General features: G+C 65.5%; 15 protein-coding genes. All 15 read left to right on the top strand.

What is annotated here, in order from left to right; genetic code table 11:
• The first annotated feature begins 48 nt into the window (after positions 1 to 48).
• Complete coding sequence (locus J2X54_RS12025) at positions 49 to 384, top strand: PspC domain-containing protein (protein ID WP_070250345.1); 336 nt, start codon at positions 49 to 51, stop codon at positions 382 to 384.
• Entirely contained in the window at positions 377 to 1,807 is a 1,431-nt protein-coding gene (gene lpdA, locus J2X54_RS12020) for a dihydrolipoyl dehydrogenase (RefSeq protein WP_310180942.1), read from the top strand. The genes J2X54_RS12025 and lpdA overlap by 8 nt, the downstream gene beginning before the upstream one ends.
• 71 nt (positions 1,808 to 1,878) lie before the next feature.
• Entirely contained in the window at positions 1,879 to 2,976 is a 1,098-nt protein-coding gene (gene zapE / locus J2X54_RS12015; RefSeq protein ID WP_070250340.1) for a cell division protein ZapE, read from the top strand.
• A gap of 19 nt (positions 2,977 to 2,995) precedes the next feature.
• Complete coding sequence (locus tag J2X54_RS12010) at positions 2,996 to 3,697, top strand: hypothetical protein (RefSeq protein ID WP_310180939.1); 702 nt, start codon at positions 2,996 to 2,998, stop codon at positions 3,695 to 3,697.
• A gap of 75 nt (positions 3,698 to 3,772) precedes the next feature.
• On the top strand, positions 3,773 to 3,973 hold the full coding sequence (locus tag J2X54_RS12005; protein ID WP_008450659.1) for a YdcH family protein: 201 nt from the start codon (positions 3,773 to 3,775) through the stop codon (positions 3,971 to 3,973).
• A 154-nt stretch (positions 3,974 to 4,127) separates the two neighbouring features.
• Positions 4,128 to 6,143 carry an ATP-dependent DNA helicase gene (locus tag J2X54_RS12000; protein ID WP_310181169.1) on the top strand — a complete coding sequence of 672 codons (2,016 nt, stop codon included), beginning with the start codon at positions 4,128 to 4,130 and terminating at the stop codon, positions 6,141 to 6,143.
• Between the two features lie 224 nt (positions 6,144 to 6,367).
• The gene (locus tag J2X54_RS11995) at positions 6,368 to 6,973 is read left to right on the top strand and encodes a toll/interleukin-1 receptor domain-containing protein (RefSeq protein WP_070250336.1); all 606 of its coding nucleotides are present in this window, start codon (positions 6,368 to 6,370) and stop codon (positions 6,971 to 6,973) included.
• Between the two features lie 20 nt (positions 6,974 to 6,993).
• Positions 6,994 to 8,979 (top strand): KGGVGR-motif variant AAA ATPase, encoded by a 1,986-nt coding sequence (locus J2X54_RS11990; protein ID WP_310180929.1) that lies wholly within the window; start codon positions 6,994 to 6,996, stop codon positions 8,977 to 8,979.
• A 76-nt stretch (positions 8,980 to 9,055) separates the two neighbouring features.
• Positions 9,056 to 9,793, top strand: a complete 738-nt coding sequence (gene surE / locus J2X54_RS11985; protein WP_310180926.1) for a 5'/3'-nucleotidase SurE — start codon at positions 9,056 to 9,058, stop codon at positions 9,791 to 9,793.
• Complete coding sequence (locus tag J2X54_RS11980; protein ID WP_070250333.1) at positions 9,790 to 10,653, top strand: protein-L-isoaspartate(D-aspartate) O-methyltransferase; 864 nt, start codon at positions 9,790 to 9,792, stop codon at positions 10,651 to 10,653. The genes surE and J2X54_RS11980 overlap by 4 nt, the downstream gene beginning before the upstream one ends.
• A gap of 39 nt (positions 10,654 to 10,692) precedes the next feature.
• A complete protein-coding gene (locus J2X54_RS11975; RefSeq protein WP_310180923.1) occupies positions 10,693 to 11,682 on the top strand; it encodes a peptidoglycan DD-metalloendopeptidase family protein in 990 nt (329 codons plus the stop codon).
• 39 nt (positions 11,683 to 11,721) lie between these two features.
• Positions 11,722 to 12,717, top strand: a complete 996-nt coding sequence (gene rpoS / locus J2X54_RS11970; RefSeq protein WP_070250329.1) for an RNA polymerase sigma factor RpoS — start codon at positions 11,722 to 11,724, stop codon at positions 12,715 to 12,717.
• Positions 12,718 to 12,806: 89 nt separating this feature from the next.
• The gene (rlmD, locus tag J2X54_RS11965) at positions 12,807 to 14,147 is read left to right on the top strand and encodes a 23S rRNA (uracil(1939)-C(5))-methyltransferase RlmD (RefSeq protein WP_310180922.1); all 1,341 of its coding nucleotides are present in this window, start codon (positions 12,807 to 12,809) and stop codon (positions 14,145 to 14,147) included.
• Between the two features lie 64 nt (positions 14,148 to 14,211).
• Positions 14,212 to 19,956 carry an MG2 domain-containing protein gene (locus J2X54_RS11960; RefSeq protein WP_310180921.1) on the top strand — a complete coding sequence of 1,915 codons (5,745 nt, stop codon included), beginning with the start codon at positions 14,212 to 14,214 and terminating at the stop codon, positions 19,954 to 19,956.
• 35 nt (positions 19,957 to 19,991) lie between these two features.
• A complete protein-coding gene (gene pbpC, locus J2X54_RS11955) occupies positions 19,992 to 22,073 on the top strand; it encodes a penicillin-binding protein 1C (protein WP_404990906.1) in 2,082 nt (693 codons plus the stop codon).
• Positions 22,074 to 22,080 lie beyond the last annotated feature (7 nt).

Here is a 22,080-nt window from a genome sequence, read left to right as displayed (position 1 = left end):
ACGGGGTCCGACCCCAGGCTTCGAGGGGTTCAACACCAAAGGTGATAAATGAGCATCGCGGAAGAAATCCAGCGCCTGCACGACCTGCATAAAGCTGGCGCCTTGACCGAGGACGAGTTTGCCGAAGCCAAGATGCGCCTGCTCAGCCAGGAAGCGCACCGCCCGCGCGAAGACAACGTGGGCAGCCTGCGCCGCTCGCGCAGCGATCGCTGGCTCGGTGGCGTTTGTGGCGGCTTGGGCCGCATCTCCGGCATCGAGTCGTGGATCTGGCGCGTGCTGCTGGTGCTGCTGGTGCTGACCTTTGGCTTTGGCCTGGCGATTTACATTCTGTTGTGGATCTTCGTTCCAGAAGAAGAAACTGATTGGACATATAAAAATGAGTAAACAATTTGACGTAGTAGTCATCGGCGCCGGTCCTGGCGGTTATATCGCTGCCATCCGCGCTGCACAACTGGGTTTTTCGGTCGCTTGCGTCGATGCCTGGGAAAATGAAAAAGGCGGTCCTGCGCCTGGCGGCACCTGCACCAACGTCGGTTGCATCCCGTCCAAGGCACTGCTGCAATCGTCCGAGCACTTCGAGCACGCCGGTCACGCGTTCAAGGAACATGGCATCGATGTTGCCGGCCTGTCGCTGAACCTGGGCCAGATGCTCAAGCGCAAAGATGGCGTGGTCAAGCAGAACAACGACGGCATCCTGTACCTGTTCAAGAAAAACAAGGTGACCTTCTTCCACGGCCGCGCAGCGTTCGCCGGCGCCGCCGGTGCCGATGGCTACCCGCTTGCCATCACCGGCCCAGCCAATGAAACCATCACCGGCAAGCAAGTCATCATCGCCACCGGCTCCAACGCCCGTCAATTGCCAGGCGCAGAGTTCGACGAGAAACTGATCCTGTCGAACACCGGTGCACTGGCCATCGAAGGCGTACCAGCCAAGCTGGGCGTGATCGGCGCCGGCGTGATCGGCCTGGAAATGGGTTCGGTATGGCGTCGCCTGGGTTCGGACGTGACCGTGCTGGAAGGCCTGCCGGTCTTCCTGGGCGCCGTGGACGAGCAGATCGCCAAGGAAGCCAACAAGCTGTTCACCAAGCAAGGCCTGAAGATCAACCTGGGCTGCAAGATCGGCGCCATCACCAAGGGCGACAACAGCGTGTCGGTGGCGTACGAAAACGCCAAGGGCGAAGACATCACCGCCGAGTTTGACAAGCTGATCATTTCGATCGGCCGTACCCCGAACACCAACGGCCTGGGCGCTGACCAGGTTGGCCTGGCGCTGGACGAGCGCGGCTTCATCGCCGTGGACGACGACTGCAAAACCAACCTGCCAGGCGTGTGGGCAGTGGGCGACGTGGTGCGCGGCCCGATGCTGGCGCACAAAGCCGAAGAAGAAGGCGTTGCCGTGGCCGAGCGTATGGCCGGCCAGCACGGTCACACCAACTTCAACACGATTCCGTGGGTGATCTACACCTCGCCGGAAATCGCCTGGGTCGGCCGCACCGAGCAGCAACTGAAGGCCGATGGCGTCGCTTACAAAGCCGGCACCTTCCCGTTCCTGGCCAACGGCCGCGCACGTGCGCTGGGCGACACGTCGGGCATGGTCAAGTTCCTGGCCGACGCGACCACCGACGAAATTCTGGGCGTGCACATCATCGGCCCAATGGCCTCCGAGCTGATCTCGGAAGCCGTGGTGGCGATGGAGTTCAAGGCCTCGTCCGAAGATATCGCCCGCATCTGCCACGCGCACCCGTCGCTGTCGGAAGCCACGAAAGAAGCGGCACTGGCAATCGACAAGCGTACCTTGAACTTCTAATAAATAGTCACTAGCGGACTGCGGCGGACTGCGGTCCGCCTTTTTTTTGCATACTGCGCACAAGCGAACCCATGAACGTCGAAGAGTTTTACCAGAAGGCGCTGCTCGAGCGCGATTTCAAGGCCGATGCCGCCCAGCGCCGCGCGGTCGACCGCCTCCAGCAATGCTATGACGACTGGGTCCATTACAAGGCCCAGCGCTCGAGCACCTTCAAGCGCCTGATCAACCGGCCGCAAGTGCCCAAGGGCGTGTACATGTGGGGTGGGGTGGGGCGCGGCAAGTCCTTCCTGATGGACAGTTTTTACTCGGTGGTGCCGGTGGTGCGCAAGACGCGCCTGCACTTCCACGAATTCATGCGCGGCGTGCACCGCCAGCTCGACGAACTGCGCGGCGTGGCCGATCCGCTCGACGAGGTGGCCAAGCGCATCGCCAAGAAATACCGGCTGATCTGCTTCGACGAGTTCCACATCTCGGACGTGGCCGACGCCATGATCATGTACAACCTGTTGAAGGCGCTGTTCGACAACGGCGTGTCGTTCATCATGACGTCCAACTACGATCCGCAACTGCTGTACCCGGACGGCCTGCACCGCGACCGCATCTTGCCCACCATCGACCTGCTGTACGAAAAGCTCGACGTGATGAATATCGACGCCGGCATCGACTACCGCAGCCGTGCGCTCGAGCAGGTGCAGTCGTACTACACGCCGCTGGGCGCCGCCGCCGACAAGGCCCTGCGCGACGCTTACACGCGCCTGGCCGAAAGCGCCGATGACGACCCGGTCGTGCGCATCGAGGCGCGCGAGATCCGCGCGCTGCGCCGCACCGGTTCGCTGATCTGGTTCGATTTTCACACGCTGTGCGGCGGCCCCCGCTCGCAGAACGATTACCTGGAAATCGCCAGCCGCTTCCACACCGTGATATTGTCGGAAATCCCGCAAATGTCGGCGTCGATGTCGTCGGAGGCGCGCCGCTTCACTTGGCTGATCGACGTGTTCTACGACCAGGGCGTAAAATTGCTGATGTCGGCCGAGGTCGAGCCGGAAGAGTTATATACGACCGGCACCCTGGCCAACGAATTCCACCGCACCGTCTCGCGCATCGTGGAAATGCAATCGCAGGAATACATGGACCGCGAGCAGCGCGCTGCCGCCGGCTCGCTGGCGTAGTAACAGGAAAAGTATGAGCATGAATCTGAAAATCATGATGGCTGTCGTGATGGCGATGACCGCAATGGCCGTCCGGGCCGAGACCCGGGACCCGGTCCCGGTCGTCACGCCCACGCAATCGGTGGCCCAGGCCGACGCCACGCTCGAGCGGGTCGCGCGCGACCGCGCGGTGGTGGCCGATACCTTCGCTGCCGAAGAGGCCGTTTGCAACGACAAGTTCTTTGTCAACAATTGCATGGACAGGGCCAAGGAAAAACGCCGCATGGCGCTGGCGCAGCTGCGTGCCGAGGAAGTGGAAGCCGAGCATTTCAAGCGTGCCGACTCGGTTGCCAAGCGCGACGCCGAGCTGTCTGAGCGCGCCCGCAAGGATGCCGAGGAGTTCTCGCGGCGCGAAGCTGCGCCGCCCAAGCCGGCCCGCACCGAAGAGGAACTGGCCCAGCCCGCCGCGCCCAGGGGCGGCAAGAGCGTGGCCGAACGCGAAGCCGAGCACGCGCAGCGCCTGCGCCGCGACGCTGCCAAGTCCGCGTCCGAAGTGGACAAGCGCGCCGCCAACGTGGCCGCCTACGAGAAGCGCCAGGCCGATGCCGTCCGGCGCCAGGAGCAGGTGGCCAAGCGCGTGGCAGAGCGCCGGGCCAAGGCCGAGGCCCGTGCGGCCGACGAGAAGAAGAAGGCCGATGCTGCCGCAGCTGCTGCCGCTGCGGCAGCGGCCAAAAAGCAATAAGGTTGTTGGCGCGGCCCCGGTAGATTAAACTATGCACCGTGCCGTATCCCGTGAACCCTCCAGTGACTGAGAAACATGACTGATGTACAAGATATCCAGCGTCGTCTGATTGAACTCGACGTCGAACACCGCGACCTGGACGCGGTCATCGACATGCTCACGCTGGACGGCCACCACGACCAGCTGCAATTGCGCCGCCTCAAAAAGCGCAAGCTGCAGCTGAAAGATCATATTACTTTGCTGAAAATGCAACTCGTACCCGACGTTCCTGCCTGAACCTCGACCCTCAACTAAGCACACATTGACCGAAGCCCTGCCCACGCCAGCTGGTTCGCCCGCGCCGGCCAGCCGTCCGATCCTCAAGCGTCCCGTCGAACCAGCAGCTGAGACGCCAGGCACCGGTGTGCCTGCTGCTCCTGCTGCCCCAGCTGTGCCGGCCGTGATAGGCGCCACGCCAGAACACGCACCCGGCATCCACGATGCCGAAGTCGAACAGCTGTTCGGCGCCGGCGGTCCGCTGGGACCGGCCGTGGGCGACTTCCGTCCGCGCCGCTCGCAAACCGAGATGGCCAAGGCCGTGGCCGACGCCATTGCCAACCAGACCACCCTGATCGCCGAGGCCGGTACCGGCACCGGTAAAACCTTCGCCTACCTGGTGCCGGCGCTGCTGTGGGGCGGCAAGACCATCGTTTCGACCGGTACCAAGAACCTGCAGGACCAGCTGTTTTTACGTGACATTCCGAACGTCCGTGCAGCCTTGAAGGCGCCGGTCTCGATCGCGCTGCTCAAGGGCCGCTCGAACTACGTGTGCCACTATCACCTGGAACGCACGCTGCAAAACGGCCGCATGACCTCGCGCGACGACGTCGGCCACCTGCGCGAAATTTCGCGGTTCCTCAAGATGACCAGTTCCGGCGACAAGGCCGAACTGGCGCGCGTGCCCGAGAACGCGCTGGTCTGGAACCTGGTCACTTCCACCCGCGAAAACTGCATGGGCCAGGAGTGCCAGTACTACCAGGACTGCTTCGTGATGAAAGCCCGCAAGGAAGCCCAGCAGGCCGACGTGGTGGTGGTCAACCACCACCTGTTCTTTGCCGACGTGGCCCTGAAGGATTCCGGCGTGGCCGAGCTGCTGCCATCGGCCAACACCATCATCTTCGACGAAGCGCACCAGCTGCCCGATACCGCCACCTTGTTCTTCGGCGACACTTTCTCGACCTCGCACATCCTCGAGCTGTGTCGTGACGTACTTGCCGAAGGCCTGTCCAACGCCCGCGACGGCGCCGACTGGGGCAAGACGGTCACGGTCGTGGAAAAGGCCGCGCGCGATTTGCGCCTGACCTTCCCGCAAGACATCGTGCGACTATCGCTGCCGCAAATCGCGCCATCGAGCGAGTTCTTCCCGGCCCTGCAACACCTGAAGGACGAACTGGACGGCATGCTGGCCGTGCTGGAAACCCAGGCCATGCGCGCCGAAACGCTGGAGCAATGCCGCCAGCGCGGCCTGGAGCTGGCGGAAAAACTGGCCGCCTGGAAGTTCGACCCCAAGGCCAAGGTGAACAAGGGCGAGGAAGCCGTGTACTGGGTGGAAGCCTACGCCTCGTCGCTGCAACTGCATAAAACCCCGCTGTCGATCGCGCCGATCTTTTCCGGCCAGCGCGAAGGCGTACCGCGCAGCTGGATTTTCACGTCGGCCACCTTGGCCGTCAAAAACGATTTCAGCCACTTTTCGGAACAGATGGGGCTGGCGGACGAGCCATCGCGCACATGGCCCAGCCCGTTCAATTACGAAGAGCAGGGCATCTTGTACGTGCCGCAGGGCTTGCCGGATCCCAATTCCATGGGTTATACGGACGCCGTGCTGGACCTGGCTTTGCCGATCATCGAGGCCGCCGGCGGCAAGACTTTCCTGCTGTGCACCACCTTGCGCGCCGTGAAACGCGCGGCCGAGCGCCTGCGCGACGAGTTCGAAAAGCGCGGCTTGCCGTACCCGCTGTTCATCCAGGGCGACCGTGGCCGTACCGAATTGCTCGACCAGTTCCGCAAGGCCGGCAATGGCGTGCTGGTTGGCAGCCAGAGTTTCTGGGAGGGCGTCGATGTGCGCGGCGACGCCTTGTCGCTGGTGATCATCGACAAGCTGCCGTTCGCGCCGCCCGATGATCCGGTGCTGGCCGCCCGCATCGAGGTGATGGAAAAGCAGGGCAAGAACGGCTTCATGCACCACACTTTGCCCGAGGCGATCATCAACCTCAAGCAGGGCGCCGGCCGCCTCATCCGCGACGTCAACGACAAGGGCGTGCTGATGCTGTGCGACCCGCGCGTGATCTCCAAGCCGTATGGCCGCCGCATCTGGCAAAGCTTGCCGTCCTTCAAGCGCACACGCGAAGCGACGGAAGTGCTGGAATTTTTCAAAAAGCTCAACCAGCCCCCGGCCGAAGCATCGTAACTTCCGGTTTTTCCTGCCGGGTGCGCCGTCCGGTGCGCCCGCTTTCCTTTCTTTCCGTTCATACCTTTCCTTGCCCCATTTTCTCGTGATAAATAAGCTAAATATTGGCGTGTAGCCGCCATTTTCAGGCTTGATTCCGTTTGTGCCAGCGCAAAGTCACTGTCGAGTGGATGTTTAGAGTTGGTTAAATGCTGCTGCCTTGTGGAGCAGGAACGGAGGATGTCATGACGATCCGCCACGGTTGTTTTTTCAGCTATGCCCACGGCAAGCACGCGCACATGAAGAAGTTCAAGGACGACCTGGTCGAGGCCATGAAGTGCTATCTGGAGCCGCACTTCGACAACGAGGAGGAGTTGTTTGTCGACAGCGAACAGCTGGGCGGCGGCGACGACCTCGATGGCAGGATTGCGCGCGCGCTGTGCGAGAGCGTGTGCATGATCCTCATTTATACGCCCAAGTACGAAGCCCATGCCTACACCCGGCGCGAGTTTGCTGCGATGCAATTGATCGAGGCCGAGCGGCGCCAGTGGTACGACCTGCCCAGTCACCTGATCATCCCGGTCATCATGACGCGCCACCCCTTCAACCTGCCGCCGCAGATTTCCGGTCCCGGCATGTATGTCGATTTTTCCACTTATACCCTGGCCAGCGGCGATCTCAAAAACAACCCCGACTACCTGCCGGAAATTGCCAGGATCGTCGATCGCATCGCCGCGCACTACCATCATCTGAAACGCTGCACACCGCCGGGGCATGACTGTGGTCGTTTTGTCATGCCGGACATCCCACCGGAATGGCGCGCCATTCCGCCGCCACATTTCCCTCGTTAGGGTTTAAAAAAGGGTTTGCCATGGAAAACGTTTCCTTGTCCTTGCCGCCGCTCAGTGAGAGCGGTGAAGTTGTCACTTTCTACTCGTACAAGGGCGGCACCGGGCGCACCATGGCCCTGTCCAACCTGGCGGTGCTGCTGGCCCGCCAGCACAACTCGACGTCGCCGGTACTGATGATCGACTGGGACATGGAGGCGCCAGGCCTGCACCATTACTTCGACCTGCACGAAGAGCGGCCCGGCGTGCTCGAGCTGTTCGAAGCCTGCCGCGAGCAGCTGGGGCGGCGCCACCGCAGCGCCGGCACCGATGCCGCGACCGACAGCGCGGCGCCCGAAGGCGAAGCGCTGGCCAACGAAGTGCTGGCGGCGGTCGGCTGGCAGCAATACGTCAGCCGGGTGGACCAGAGCAGCCAGTTGTACCTGATGCGCTCCGGCCGCTTCGATGACACCTACGGCGAACGGCTGGCCGCCATGCACTGGGACGACCTGTTCGACAGTTGCCCGGCGCTGTTCCGCTGCTTTGCAGATCTCATGGCGCGCCATTTCCGCTACGTGCTGGTCGATTCGCGCACGGGCCGCACCGACAGCGCCGGCATCTGCACCACGCTGTTGCCGCGCAAGCTGGTGGTGGTGTTTACGCCCAACCGCCAGAGCCTGGAGGGAGTCGAGGCGCTGGTGTCACGCGCAGCCGCCTATCGCAGCAGCCACGAGGACGAGCAGCGCCCCTTATTGGTGTACCCGCTGCCGTCGCGCATCGAAATGGGCGACAGCACCCAGCGCGCGCAGTGGCGGCGCGGCGCCCCCGAGCAGCACATCATCGGTTACCAGCCCATCTTCGAGCGCCTGATGCGCGACTGCTACGGCTTGCCGCACGTCTCGCTCGATTCGTATTTCGACGAAGTGCAGTTGCAGCAGACCCGCACCTTCGCGTACGGCGAGCAACTGGCAGTGCGCATGGACCAGGGCGGCGACCGCTTTTCGCTCACCCGCACCTTCGAAGCGTTTCTCGACTGGCTGGGTCCCGGCTATTTCCCCTGGCAATCGGCGCGCGAAATCCACCTGCTGTCCGCCGTGGCCGACACCCGCCACGCCCTCGAGCAGGGCGGCGGCGAGGCCGGCATCGGTGCCCGGGCGCTGTCGCAGCCGCTGGCGCGCGACCTCAACCTGCTGGGCGAGATGTACCGGCAGGAAGGGCGGCTGCGCCAGGCCGCCGCCTGCTTCGAAGAAAGCCTGGCGCTGCGCCAGCGTTCCATGGGCGACGACCACCTCGACACGCTAACCAGCAAGAGCAACCTGGCCGGTGTATTGCGCATGCAAGGCCAGCTCGACGAAGCGCAATTCCTGGAGGAGGGCGTGATCGCCGCGCGTGAGCGCATGCTGGGGCCGGAACACCTCGACACCCTGGCCGCGCGCGCCAACCTGGCCGCCACGCTGGCCCAGCAGCACCGTACCGCGGAAGCGCTCAACATCCAGGACAGCGTGCTCGATGCCTACCTGCGCCGGTTTGGCCCCGAACACCTGCTCACCCTGGCCTGCCAGGCCGCGCGCGCCGAACTGCTGTTCCAGCGCGGCGATATCGACCATGCGCGCCAGGCCCAGGAACAAGTGCTGGCCGCGCGCAAGCGCACGCTAGGCGCCGAACATGCCGACACCCTGCGCAGCAAGACCGCGCTGGCGCGTACGCTGGTGGTGGCGCGGGACCTGGATGGCGCCCGCCGCCTGCTCGACGCGGTGTTTCGGGCGCAAGCGGGCCGGCTGGGCGCCGAGCATCCGGATACCCGCCGCACGCAGGCGCTGCTCGATGGCGTGGCGCAGCAGGCGGCGGCGCTGCCGGGCGCGGCAACATCGCCGGAATTGCACCAGGATGCAGCGATGGACGATTATGGCGATGCATTGGCGCGGCCGTTCCACTTGCGCGCGCTGACTCCGCACACGCTGGCGGGGTCCGACCCGGTACGGGGCCTGACCCCGGGCGGTATGGCCTACGTCGCGCACAAGGCGGGGTAGGGCTAAGCAAGTATTTGTTGCTCGCATGGTGGGCAAGATGCGCAGCGATGGCGTTGCTTCAGGTAAAATCTACGCCATGAGAATCCTGATCAGCAATGACGACGGCTACCTGGCGCCGGGCATCAACGCCCTGGCCAAGGCTTTGGCGCCGGTGGCCCATATCGTGGTGGTGGCGCCCGACAGCAACCGCTCCGGGGCGTCCAACTCCCTGTCGCTGGACCGGCCGTTGTCGGTCCAGCGCGCCGACAACGGTTTTTATTTCATCAACGGCACACCGACCGACTGCGTCCACATCGCCCTGACCGGCATCCTCGATTACCGTCCCGACCTGGTAGTCTCCGGCATCAACAACGGCCCCAATATGGGCGATGACACGCTGTACTCCGGCACCGTGGCGGCCGCTACCGAAGGTTATCTGTTCGGCATCCCGGCCATGGCGTTCTCGCAAGGCTCGTGGGGCTGGGAGCATATCGACGACGCTGCCTTGCATGCACGCGATATCGTGATGCGGTACTTCGAGACCCTGCCGCGCCCGTATCTGCTCAACGTCAATATTCCGAATTTGCCTTACGGCCAACTGGGCCAGGTGGCTGCCACCAGGCTCGGCCGTCGCCACCAGGCCGAACCCGTGATACGCTCGCAGGATCCGCGCGGCCGCGAAATCTTCTGGATCGGCCCGCCGGGCGCGTGCAAGGACGCGGGCGAGGGCACCGATTTTCATGCCGTCTCCCAGGGCAAGACGTCGATCACGCCGCTGCAAATCGACCTGACCCACAAAACGCAACTCGCCGCACTCGAAAAAGGCCTGGCATGAGCGACAAACCCCGCAGCTTTCCTTTGCCTCTATCGTCCGTGGTTGACAAGGGCGCCAGGAAGGCGCCGGTGTTTGCCCCCGTGGCCACCCCCCAGACCGCTACCCAGAATGCCGCCCGCCACGTGCCGGTGCCGGGCCAGCATCGTCCCGCCGCCGTGGCCATGCCCTCGAAGTCGCATGGCTATGCCCAGGAACGGGCGCAACCGGTAGTCAGCCGCGACCGGCCGCTGGTGTCCGATGCGATCCGCCACGCCATGGCGCAGCGCGTGGCCAAGCAGGGCGTGCGCGACCAGGTCGTGCTGAACGCGCTGGCCACCGTGCCGCGCCACATGTTCATGGACCAGGGGCTGGTGTCGCAAGCGTATATCGACGCGTCGCTGCCGATCGGTCACCAGCAAACCATCTCGCAGCCGTACATCGTCGCGCGCATGATCGAGGTGCTGCGCAATGGTGGCCAGCTCAAGCGCGTGTTGGAGATCGGCACCGGTTGTGGCTACCAGGCAGCAGTGCTGGCATGCGTGGCGCACGAGGTATTTTCGATCGAGCGCATCAAGCCTTTGCACGAACTGGCCAAGAACAACCTGCGCCCCCTGCGCGTGCCGAATCTACGCTTGCATTACGGAGATGGTATGCTTGGGCTCCCGCAAGCGGCGCCGTTCGATGGCATCATCCTCGCTGCTGCCGGTTTGCAGGTGCCGCAGCCCTTGCTCGACCAGCTTGCCGTGGGCGGCCGACTGGTCGCGCCGGTGGGCGACAGGACGCAGCAACTGGTGCTGATCACACGCACCGGCAAAGCGGAATGGACCAGCGAAACGCTGGAGGATTGCCATTTTGTGCCGCTGCGTGCGGGCACCGTATGACGATCCGGCCGCTGCAACACTACTGAATTTAAGATGAGAATGACTAATAAAAGCAATCTGCTCGTATTGAGCCTGGCGCTGGCGTTCCTGAGCGCTTGCAGCACCGCCCCGAGTCAAGCCCCCGTCATCGACCGTCCCGTCGCACGGCCGGCCGTCAAGCCAGCCACGCCGAGCCAGACCGCGCAAGTGTCGCGCGACGAGCGCGGCCTGTACACGGTCAAGCGGGGCGACACCCTGATCCGCATCGCGCTCGAATACGGCCAGAACTACCGCGACCTGGTCACCTGGAACAACCTCAACGATCCCAACGACATCAAGGTGGACCAGGTGCTGCGCGTGCTGCCACCCGAATCCGGGGCCGGCAACGGTGCATCCAACGGCAACGGCGTGGAAACCGCCGCCATCGTCATGCCGCCGAGCGACAAGCCCACCGCGCCGGCTGCGGTCGCGCGCAAGACCGGGCCGAAGGGCGAGAAGCGTCCGTACACCGACGCCACCCTGGCCGAACTGCAACGCCCTGACGGCGACGCCCCGGCAGCGGCGGCCACCAGGCCTGCACCGGCTACCCCTCCGGCCGCCACCAGCACGACAACTACCACCACGCCGCCAGCCGCACGTCCTCCGGTGGCTGCCGCAGCGCCGGGCTTGACCGCCGAGGATGAAAAACTTTCCTGGATGTGGCCGGCCGAAGGGCGCGTGGTCGCCACCTTCGACGAAGGTAAAAACAAGGGCGTCGACATCGCCGGCAAGGCCGGCCAGCACGTGGTGGCGGCCGGGGCCGGAAAAGTCATGTTTGCCGGCAGCGGCATCCGTGGTTATGGTAATCTCGTGATTGTGAAGCACAGTAATACGCTGTTGTCCGCCTACGCGCACAACCGCGCCATCCTGGTCAAGGAAGGGCAAAGCGTGACCAAGGGACAGTTGATCGCCGAGATGGGCGACTCCGATACCGACTCGGTCAAGCTGCACTTCGAGATCCGCCAGCAGGGTAAGCCGGTGGATCCGTCGAAGTTCCTGCCGCCCCGCTGACCGTCGTCCGACCAGTGTTGAAATGATCCGAGCCGAGCCATGACAAACACGCCCCACGATCCGCTCGATGACGACGTCCCGGAAGATTTTCAGGGCGACGATGACGCCGATGAGGAAGACGTCGCGGAAGATGGGGGTGCAGTTGGCGGCACCGTGCTCGAGCCGGTCGACGAACTGAAAAAAGTGCTGGCGGCGGAACTGTCCACCGACACCACCCAGCACTACCTGAACCAGATCGGCACCCGTCCGCTGCTCACCGCGCCGCAGGAAGTGCACTATGCCACCCTGGCCAAGGCTGGCGATTTTTCCGCCCGGCAGACCATGATCGAGCACAATCTGCGGCTGGTGGTGTCGATCGCCAAGCACTACATCAATCGCGGCGTGGTGCTGCTCGACCTGATCGAAGAAGGCAACATCGGCCTGATGCGCGCCATCGACAAGTTCGAACCGGCGCGCGGCTTCCGTTTTTCCACCTACGCCACCTGGTGGATACGCCAGAGCATCGAGCGCGCCATCATGAACCAGGCCCGTACGGTGCGCCTGCCGGTGCACATGGTGCGCGAACTGAACCAGATCCTGCGCGGCAAATACCACCTCGAAGCGCAGCAGCACGACGGCAAGGACGCCACCGCCGAGGACATCGCCGCGCTGGTCGGCCGCCCGGTTGAAGAGGTGCAGGACATCCTCGCCTTGTCCGAACACGCCACCTCGCTCGACGCACCGCTCGACAACGACCCGCAATCGTCGCTGATGGACCTGCTGCCCGGCGACAGCGACGACAGTCCCGACGCCCGCGCCGAACACCACGAGATGACGGTGCTGATGCGCGACTGGCTGACCAAGCTGCCCGATAAACAGCGCATCGTCATCATGCGCCGTTTCGGTCTGGACAACGACGATCCGGCCACGCTGGAAACCCTGGCCGAGGAAATGGGCGTGACCCGCGAGCGCGTGCGCCAGATCCAGCAGGAAGCCCTGATCAAGCTCAAACGGGCGATGGCGGCGCGCGGCGTGGTCCGCGATTCGCTGCTGTAGTTCCCCCTTCTGCTATCATATCGGCCCTGTGCCATCACCGCCCCCGGCGTGCCCGGACGGGTCGGCGTTCCTCTACCTATTAGAATTTTATGCAAGATACCATTCTCGAGATTAAATCGCTCAGCATGGACGCCAACGGCGTCGGCCACCTGGAAAACGAAGACGGTTCGCAAGGCAAGGTGGTGTTTGTCGAGGGAGCGCTGCCCGGTGAAAGCGTGAGCTTCACGACCTTCAAGAAAAAGAAGAACTGGGAAATGGCCCGCATGACCACGCTGCACCGCGAATCGTCGATGCGCGTGCAGCCGAAATGCCCGCACTTCAATATGTGCGGCGGCTGCTCGATGCAGCACCTGGAACCGACCGCGCAGGTGGCGATCAAGCAGCGCGTGCTCGAAGATAACCTGTGGCACATCGGCAAAGTCAAACCGCTGACCGTGATGCGGCCGATGTACGGCCCCACCTGGGAATACCGCTACCGCGCGCGCCTGTCGGTGCGCCACGTGGTCAAGAAGGACACGGTGCTGGTCGGCTTCCACGAAAAGCATTCGGCCTTTGTGGCCGATATCCAGAGCTGCGAGATTTTGCCGCGCCACGTCTCCGACCTGCTGCTGCCGCTGCGCGCGCTGATCGGTTCGCTGTCGCTGTACAACCAGATCCCGCAGATTGAAGTGGCGATCGGCGAGGGCGTCACCGCCCTGGTGCTGCGCATCATGGCGCCATTGAGCGCCGACGATGAAGTCAAGCTCAAGGCGTTCGCCGACCAGCACGGCATCCAGTTCTGGCTGCAGACCAAGGGCCCGGAGACCGCCGCGCCGTACTACCCGCTGGGGCCGGACCTGCATTACCTGTTGCCGGAATTCGGCATCAAGATGCCGTTCAAGCCGGTGGACTTCACCCAGGTCAACCACTACATCAACCGCGTGCTCGTCGCCAAGGCATTGCGCCTGCTGGACGTGCAGCCGCAAGACCGCGTGGCCGACCTGTTCTGCGGCCTCGGCAACTTCACCCTGCCGCTGGCCACCCAGGCGCGCGAAGTGGTTGGCATCGAAGGCAGCACCACCTTGTCCGAGCGCGCGCTCGACAACGCCAAGGCCAACGGCTTATCAAGCAAGACGACGTTCTACACCCGCAACCTGTTCCTGGTCACGGCCGAGCACCTGGTCGAACTGGGCAAGTTCGACCGCATGCTGATCGACCCGCCACGCGACGGCGCCGCTGCATTGTGCGAAGCGCTGGTGGAACTGCGCCAGACCCGCGCCGACCTGCTGCCGCGACGGCTGGTCTATGTGTCGTGCAGCCCGTCCACCCTGGCGCGCGACGCCGGCATCCTGGTCGGCGCCGGCTATGTGCTCGACAAGGCGGGCGTGGTCAACATGTTCCCGCATACCTCGCACGTGGAGTCGATGGCGGTATTTAATCTGGCCTCCTAAAGTTTATTGACTTTACAAGGGGCGTTTGCAACACTGGGCTGACTACTTCAGCATCGGAGCTTGCATGCGTTCCCTGTTTCGCTTCCTCGGCGCTGCCGCGTTCTGCGGCTTGCCCATTCTCGGCTACGCCCAAACCACCGTCACCGCATTTTCACCCACCGGCACCGTCAAGGGCGTGCGCCAGGTAACTGCGCGTTTCAGCGGCCAGATGGTGCCGCTCGGCGACATGCGCCCGGGCGATCCGTTTGCCGTCGATTGCGCCGAACCGGGCCAGGGCCGCTGGATCGACGGCAGCAACTGGAGCTACGACTTCGAGCGCGATCTGCCGGCCGGTGTGGCGTGCAGCTTCACGGTCAAGGACGAGACGCGCGACCTGGCCGGCCAGCCGGTCACCGGTGAGCGCCGCTTCGGTTTCGATACCGGTGGCCCGGCCGTGGCGCAGATGCTGCCGTACGAAGGGTCGCAGATCGACGAGCGGCAAATTTTCGTGCTCGGCCTCGATGCGCCCGCGAGCGACGCCACCGTGGCGCAGCACGCGTGGTGCCGCGCCGAGGGAATCAACGAAAAGATCGGCGTGCGCATCCTGGCCGGCGCCGAACGCGAACAGATACTGGCGCTGCGCAAGGATTTCACCAAGCGCTACCTGTCGCTGTATTTCAAGGCGCGCGGCGTGGTGTGGCATGCCGACCTGGCGGTGAAGGATAAACGCCTGGAACGCTTGCCGCTGGTGGTGCTGCAATGCCAGCGGCCCTTGCCGGCCAAGGCGAAAATGTCGCTGGTGTGGGGCGCTGGCATGGCTGCCGCCAACGGCATCGCCACGCGCCAGGACCAGGTGCTGGCATTTACCGTCCGGCCCGACTTCACCGCCAGATTCACCTGCGAGCGGCTCACGCCCAAGGCTGGCTGCCTGCCGTTCCTGCCCACCCGCGTATCGTTCTCCGCGCAGGTAAGGCGCACCGATGCACTGGCCGCCACGCTCACCGGCCCCGGCGGCAAGGTCTTCAAGGCGGAAGTGGAAAAATACCAGGCCAATGCCGATTACGTGGACAGCATCAGCTTTGCCGGCCCGCTGCCGGCGAGCAGCAGCTTGCGCCTGGCGCTGCCCGCCGGCCTGAAGGACGACGCCGGCCGTGCGCTGCTCAACGCCGCGCGCTTTCCGATGACGGTCAACACCGACGCCCAGCCGCCGCTGGTGAAATTCCCGGCGCGCTTCGGCATTATCGAGGCGCAGGGCGACAAGCTGCTGCCGGTCACCGTGCGCAACGTCGAGGCGGCGCTGGCCGCCAGGCTGGCTGCGGTCGATATCGAAGGTGCGTCGCTGCGCGTGAACGAAGGCGCCACCGACGAGCAGCAGGACCGGCAGATCGTGCGCTGGCTCGGGCGCATGAGTGGCAACGGCGGCTGGGAGCCGCGCGAACTGTACGGCGATCAGATGTACCAGCAACTGCTGGCCGGCTTCGAAGTCAAGGACGGCAGCGCCGACCGCGTGCAGCGCTTTACCATGCCCAAGCCGGGCGGGCGCCAGCAGTTCGAGGTGGTGGGCATCCCACTGAAAAAGCCGGGCTTCTACGTGGTGGAACTGGCCAGCCCGCGCCTCGGCCAGGCCTTGTCGGGCAAGCGCCAGACCGCGTACGTCAGTTCGGCTGCGCTGGTGACCAACCTGGTGGCCCACTTCAAGCGCGGCGCGCAGTCGTCGCTGGTGTGGGTGACGTCGCTGGACAAAGGCCAGCCGGTACCTGGCGCCAAGGTGGCCGTGCGCGATTGCGCCGGCAAGCTGCTGTGGCAGGGCGCCACCAACAACGACGGCGTGGCCAATATCGCCCGGGAGCTGGCCGAACCGGTGTGCCAGGGGCGCGAAGGCCTGTTCGTCAGCGCGCGCCACGGCGCCGACATGACGTTCACCTTGTCGAAATGGGATCGCGGCATCGAGAGCTGGCGTTTCAATCTGCCCACCGAAGACAGCGGCGCCGACAACGTCATCGCCAACACGGTGTTCGACCGCACCCTGCTTCGCGCCGGCGAGACAGTGCACATGAAGCACTTCCAGCGCCGCAAGGTCATACACGGTTTCGCGCTCGCGCCGAACAAGTCGCTGCCAGCCAGCATGTTCGTGATCCACGAGGGCAGCGACCAGCGCTACGAGCTGCCGCTGGCGTGGCGCGCCAACGGCAGCGCCGCCAACGACTGGAGCATCCCGCTCGACGCGCGCCAGGGCTGGTACCAGGTGCTGGTGGGCGGCCGCGTGGCCGGCCGCTTCCGCGTCGAGCAGTTCCGCGTGCCGACCATGAAGGCGCTGCTGCAGGGGCCGAAGGCGCCGGCGGTGCAAGTATCCGGGCTCGACCTCGACGTGCAGCTGAGCTACCTGTCCGGCGGCGGCGCCGGCGACGCGCCGGTGCAGCTGCGCACCATGGTGCAGGACAAGGCGGTGAGCTTCGACGATTATGGCGACTTCACCTTCAGTAATGGTGATGTGAAGGTGGGCGTGGAACGCAAAGGCGGCGCGTTCGACGATGACGAGGGCGTATTCGACGACGGTGAAGCCGAAGCGAGCACCGGTGCTGTCGGCGGTGCGGTGCGCACCCGCAATCTCACGCTGGACAAGGCCGGCGGCGCACGCGTGACCATCGACCAGCTGCCGGCAGTGACGGTGCCGCGCGAACTGGCGGCCGAGCTGTCGTACCAGGACGCCAACGGCGAAACCCTGTCGGCCGCCACCCGCGTGAACCTGTGGCCGGCGGCCGTGGTGGTGGGCATTGCGCCCGACAACTGGGTGCTCAGCCGTGACGCCCTGAAATTCCAGGTGGTGGTGCTCGACCTGCAAGGCAAGCCGGTGCCTGACAGCCCGGTCTCCGTGGACTTCTTCCAGCGCGAATCGACCTCGCACCGGCGCCGCCTGGTGGGCGGCTTCTACGCGTACGAGAGCAGCAGCGAAGTCAAGGCACTGGGCCGCGCCTGCGCGGGGCGTACCGACGCCAAGGGGCTGATGCTATGCCAGGTCAAGGCGCCCGCAGCGGGCAACCTGATCCTGCGGGCGCAAACGCAGGATGCGCAGCAGCGCGTGGCCACCGCCCACCGCGAAACCTGGGTGGCCGACGGCAACGACTGGTGGTTCGAGGCCACCGACAACGACCGCATCGACCTGCTGCCCAATCACAAACGCTATGAGCCGGGACAGAGCGCCAGCTTCCAGGTACGGATGCCGTTCCGCGAGGCGACCGCCCTGGTGACGGTGGAGCGCGAGGGCGTGATCGACAGTTATGTGCGGCCGTTGTCGGGCAGCGCGCCGGTGTTCACGGTGCCGATCAAGGCCGGCTACGCGCCCAATGTGTACGTGTCGGCGCTGGTGGTGCGCGGCCGCGTGGCCGGCGTGCAGCCGACCGCGCTGGTGGACCTGGGCAAGCCCGCCTACAAGCTCGGTATCGCGCCGGTGCGGGTGGGCTGGGCCGCCAACGAACTGAAAGTGCAGGTCGATACCGACCGGCAGGTGTACAAGGTGCGCGACAGGGCCAAGGTCAGGGTGCATGTCACGCGCGCCGACGGCTCGGCGCCCCCGGCTGGCGCCGAAGTGGCGCTGGCGGCAGTGGACGTGGGGCTGCTGGAGCTGATGCCCAACACCAGCTGGAACCTGCTCGAGGCCATGATGCAGCAACGCGCTTTGCAAGTGCAGACGGCCACCGCGCAAATGCAGGTGGTGGGCAAGCGCCACTTCGGCCGCAAGGCGGTGGCGGCCGGCGGTGGTGGCGGCAAGGGCGGCGGGCGCGAGCTGTTCGAGACGCTGCTGTTCTGGAAGGCGCAGGTGGTGCTCGATGCCGACGGCATGGCGTCGGTCGAAGTGCCGCTCAACGACTCGCTCACCGCGTTCCGCATCGTCGCCATCGCCAGCGCCGAGGCGGGCCTGTTCGGCACCGGCCAGGCCGAGGTGCGCAGCACGCAGGACCTGATGCTGCTCTCCGGCCTGCCGGCGCTGGTGCGCGAAGGCGACCGCCTGCGCGCCATCTACACGGTGCGCAACACCACCGGCGCCGCGCTCGACGTGGCGCTCACGGCCAAGGCGGGCGCGCAGTCGCTGCCGACGCAAAAGGTCACGCTGGCCGCAGGCCAGGCCAAAGAGATCGGCTGGGACTACCAGGTGCCGGCCGGTGTGACAGCGCTGGCGTGGGAAGTTGGCGCCAGCGCGAATGCAGGCGGCGGCGCGCGCGACAGCATCAAGGTCAGCCAGAAAGTGGCGCCGGCGGTGCCGGTGCGCACCACGCAGGCGACCTTGCTGCAACTAGATGGCAAGCAGTCAATGGCGGTGCGCCTGCCTGACGATGCGCTGCCCGGCCGTGGCGCGGTGCAGGCGCAGTTCAGTGCGCGCCTCGGTGGCGATCTGCCCGGCGTGCGCGATTTCATGCGCGACTATCCGTACCGCTGCTTCGAGCAGGTGACGTCGCGCGCGATCGCGCTGCACGACCCGGCGCTGTGGCGCACGGCGGTGGCCACCTTGCCGGCGCACCTGGACAGCAATGGCCTGGTCAAGTATTTCGCCCCCATGTTGCATGGCAGCGATAGCCTGACGGCCTACGTGCTGTCGGCCAGCCAGGAAGCGGGTTACGAACTGCCGGCGGAACTGAAGGCGCGCATGGAATCGGGCTTGCAGTCCTTCGTGCGGGGCAAGCTGTCGCTCGAGTCGCCGCTGCCCACGGCCGATTTGGCGGTGCGCAAGGTGGCGGCGCTGGAAGCGCTCTCGCGCAGCAACGCCATCAACCACGACGACCTCGAATCGTTCACGGTCGCACCGAACCTGTGGCCGACGTCGGCCGTGATCGACTGGTACCTGGTGCTCAAGCGCTCGCCCAAGTTGCCGCAGCAGGCCAAGCGGCTGGGGGAGGCCGAACAGATCCTGCGTGCGCGCCTGAACCTGCAAGGCACGACCATGGGCTTTTCCACCGAGCGCACCGACAACTGGTGGTGGCTGATGTCGTCGGCCGACAGCAACGCCAACCGCCTGCTGCTGGCGATGGCCGACAATCCCGGCTGGCGCGCCGACATGGGCCGGCTGGCGCGCGGCACCCTCGGGCGCCAGCGCGCAGGTCATTGGGACACCACCGTGTCGAACGCCTGGGGCGTGCTGGCCATGGATCGCTTCAGTTCCGTGTTCGAGCGCGAGCCGGTGACCGGCAGCGCCACCGCCAGTTTGGGTGGTACCAGCAAGTCGGTGAATTTTGCGCCACCGGCCCAGGTGGTCGCGGCTGGAGTCGAGGCCAATGCCAACGCCGCCACGACGACCGTCGCGCTGCCCTGGCCCAAGGGCAGCGGCACGCTGGAACTGGCGCACGCGGGCGCCGGCAAGCCATGGGTAACCGTGCGCACGCTGGCGGCGTTGCCGCTCAAGGCGCCGGTCTCGAGCGGCTACACCATCGCCAAGACCATCACGCCGGTCGAGCAGAAGACGCGCGGCGTATGGTCGCGCGGCGACGTGTACCGGGTGCGGCTGGAACTCGAAGCGCAGTCGGACATGACCTGGGTGGTGGTGGACGATCCGATTCCCGCCAGCGCCACCGTGCTCGGTTCCGGCCTCGGTCGCGATTCGGCGCTGCTGGACCAGGGCAACCGCAAGGCCGGCTGGGCGTGGCTGGCGTTCGAGGAGCGCAGCTTCGACGGCTACCGGGCGTTTTACCAGTTCGTCCCCAAGGGCAAGTGGAGCGTCGAGTACACGGTGCGGCTGAATAATCCGGGCCAGTTCAACCTGCCGCCCACGCGAGTGGAAGCGCTGTACAGCCCCGAGATGTTCGGTGCGGCGCCCAATGCGCAGGTGGTGGTCAGGTGAGGGGCCTGTCTGCCGCGATGCTGACGCTGGTGCTGATGTCCGGCGTGGCGCCGGCCTGCGCGGCATCGTCCGTCCCCACCCCGGAACAGGTACGCGCCGCGTATCGCAGTTCGGAATCTGTACTGCTCGACCGCCACGGTGTACCGGTACAGTCGCTGCGCATCGACATGCAGGCGCGCCGGCTGGACTGGGTGGCGCTGGCCGATATCTCGCCGGCGCTGCCGGCAGCGATCCTGCAGGCCGAGGATCAGCGCTTTTATGAACACGGCGGCGTCGATTGGAGCGCGGCGGCCAAGGCGGCTTGGGACAACCTGTTCCGCACCCGCCCACGAGGGGCGTCCACCATCACCATGCAGCTGGCGGCGTTGCTCGATCCGGCCTTGCAGCCTCACTCGAAAGGCCGCAGCTGGGGCCAGAAGTGGGACCAGATCCAGGCCGCGCGCGAGCTCGACGCCGGCTGGACCAAGCCGCAGATCATCGAAGCGTATATGAACCTGGTGTCGTTCCGGGGCGAGTTGCAGGGCGTGGGCGCGACCTCGCGCAGCCTGTTCGGCAAGGCGCCGTCAGGCCTGAACCTGACCGAGTCAGCGATCCTGGCCAGCCTGCTGCGCGCCCCAATGGCGGCGCCGCGATTGGTGTCGCAGCGTGCCTGCTTGCTGGCGCACGAACTGCGCATGCCGGCCACCTGCGCCGACATCGAACTGCGCACCGCCATCGCCCTCGGACGTCCGCAGCTTGCCAGCGGCATCGCCCCGGCGCCCCAGGTGGCGCAACAGCTGCTGGCCGGGATGGCGGCCGGGCAGTCGGTGCGCAGCACGCTGGATGCCGACCTACAGCGTTTTGCCCAGGGCGCGTTGCGCCAGCAGTTGATGGCGCTCACCGCGCGCAACGTCAACGATGGCGCGGTGCTGGTGCTCGACAACGCCAGCGGCGACGTGCTGGCCTACGTGGGCAATGCTGGCGGCGCCGAGGTCGATGGCGTGGCGTCGCTGCGCCAGGCCGGCTCCACCTTGAAACCGTTCTTGTACGAGCTGGCGCTGGAACGCCGCCTGCTCACCGCCGCCTCGCTGATGGACGACAGCAGTTTCGGCATCGCCACTGGCGCTGGCATCTACGCTCCGCAGAACTACGACAAGGGTTTCAAGGGATATGTCAGCGTGCGCACCAGCCTGGCCAGCTCGCTCAACGTGCCGGCCGTACGCACCTTGGTGATGACGGGTCTCGACCGCTTTTACGCACGCCTGCGCAACGTCGGTTTGAGCAGCCTGACCGAGTCGGCCGACTACTACGGTTATTCGTTGGCGCTCGGCTCTGCCGAAGTGTCGCTGCTGGAGCTGACCAACGCTTATCGCACGCTGGCCAACGGCGGCCTGTACGCGCCGGCGCGGCTGGTGGACAAGGGCGCGCTTGCAAAACCGGTGCGGGTGCAGGACGCGCGCGCCAGCTTCATCATCGGCGACATCCTGGCCGACCGGGGCGCACGCAGCACCACCTTTGGCCTGAAAAACGAACTGGCCACCACGTTCTGGAGCGCAGTCAAAACCGGCACCAGCAAGGACATGCGCGACAACTGGTGCATCGGCTACTCGGACCGCTACACGGTGGGGGTATGGGTCGGTAATTTCGACGGCCAGTCGATGTGGGACGTCTCGGGCGTGACCGGCGCCGCACCAGTGTGGCGCGACGTGATGGATTACTTGCACCACGGCCAGCCCAGCCGCGCACCGGATGCACCCCCGGGTGTGGTCAAACGCCAGGTAGCCTACCAGCCGGCGCTGGAACCTGCCAGAGCCGAATGGTTTTTGGCGGGCACCGAAACCCCGGTCGTGGCGCTGGTGCAGGGCAGCGACAGTAGTCAGCCGCCGGCCATCGTCTATCCGGCAACGGGCAGCGTGATCGCCATCGACCCCGACATTCCGGCCGACCGCGAACGCGTGGTGTTCCACGCCCAGGCCGCGCAAGGCCTCACCTGGCGCCTGAACGGCAAGCCGCTGGCCGGCGCCAGCACCGACTACCCGTGGGCCCCCCAGCCTGGCAGCTACGAGCTGGCGCTGGTGGACGGCGCCGACAAGGTGGTGGCCAGCAGCCGCTTCCAGGTGCGGGGCAATGCGCGATAGTGAAGTG

Source organism: Duganella sp. 3397, assembly GCF_031456625.1.
In the GTDB taxonomy this organism is placed as follows: Bacteria; Pseudomonadota; Gammaproteobacteria; order Burkholderiales; family Burkholderiaceae_D; genus Rugamonas; species Rugamonas phyllosphaerae.
The sequence above is the reverse complement of the archived record's forward strand: the minus strand, read 5'-3'. Positions and strand labels throughout refer to the sequence as shown.

What these genes read in the sequence shown, in the direction of transcription:
- pbpC (WP_404990906.1), top strand. Translation starts at nt 19,992, where the DNA reads ATGTCCGGCGTGGCGCCGGCCTGCGCGGCATCGTCCGTCCCCACCCCG.
- surE (WP_310180926.1), top strand. Translation starts at nt 9,056, where the DNA reads ATGAGAATCCTGATCAGCAATGACGACGGCTACCTGGCGCCGGGCATC.
- J2X54_RS11995 (WP_070250336.1), top strand. Translation starts at nt 6,368, where the DNA reads ATGACGATCCGCCACGGTTGTTTTTTCAGCTATGCCCACGGCAAGCAC.
- J2X54_RS12010 (WP_310180939.1), top strand. Translation starts at nt 2,996, where the DNA reads ATGAATCTGAAAATCATGATGGCTGTCGTGATGGCGATGACCGCAATG.
- J2X54_RS12005 (WP_008450659.1), top strand. Translation starts at nt 3,773, where the DNA reads ATGACTGATGTACAAGATATCCAGCGTCGTCTGATTGAACTCGACGTC.
- J2X54_RS11960 (WP_310180921.1), top strand. Translation starts at nt 14,212, where the DNA reads ATGCGTTCCCTGTTTCGCTTCCTCGGCGCTGCCGCGTTCTGCGGCTTG.
- J2X54_RS11990 (WP_310180929.1), top strand. Translation starts at nt 6,994, where the DNA reads ATGGAAAACGTTTCCTTGTCCTTGCCGCCGCTCAGTGAGAGCGGTGAA.
- J2X54_RS11980 (WP_070250333.1), top strand. Translation starts at nt 9,790, where the DNA reads ATGAGCGACAAACCCCGCAGCTTTCCTTTGCCTCTATCGTCCGTGGTT.
- lpdA (WP_310180942.1), top strand. Translation starts at nt 377, where the DNA reads ATGAGTAAACAATTTGACGTAGTAGTCATCGGCGCCGGTCCTGGCGGT.
- zapE (WP_070250340.1), top strand. Translation starts at nt 1,879, where the DNA reads ATGAACGTCGAAGAGTTTTACCAGAAGGCGCTGCTCGAGCGCGATTTC.
- J2X54_RS11975 (WP_310180923.1), top strand. Translation starts at nt 10,693, where the DNA reads ATGACTAATAAAAGCAATCTGCTCGTATTGAGCCTGGCGCTGGCGTTC.
- J2X54_RS12025 (WP_070250345.1), top strand. Translation starts at nt 49, where the DNA reads ATGAGCATCGCGGAAGAAATCCAGCGCCTGCACGACCTGCATAAAGCT.
- rpoS (WP_070250329.1), top strand. Translation starts at nt 11,722, where the DNA reads ATGACAAACACGCCCCACGATCCGCTCGATGACGACGTCCCGGAAGAT.
- rlmD (WP_310180922.1), top strand. Translation starts at nt 12,807, where the DNA reads ATGCAAGATACCATTCTCGAGATTAAATCGCTCAGCATGGACGCCAAC.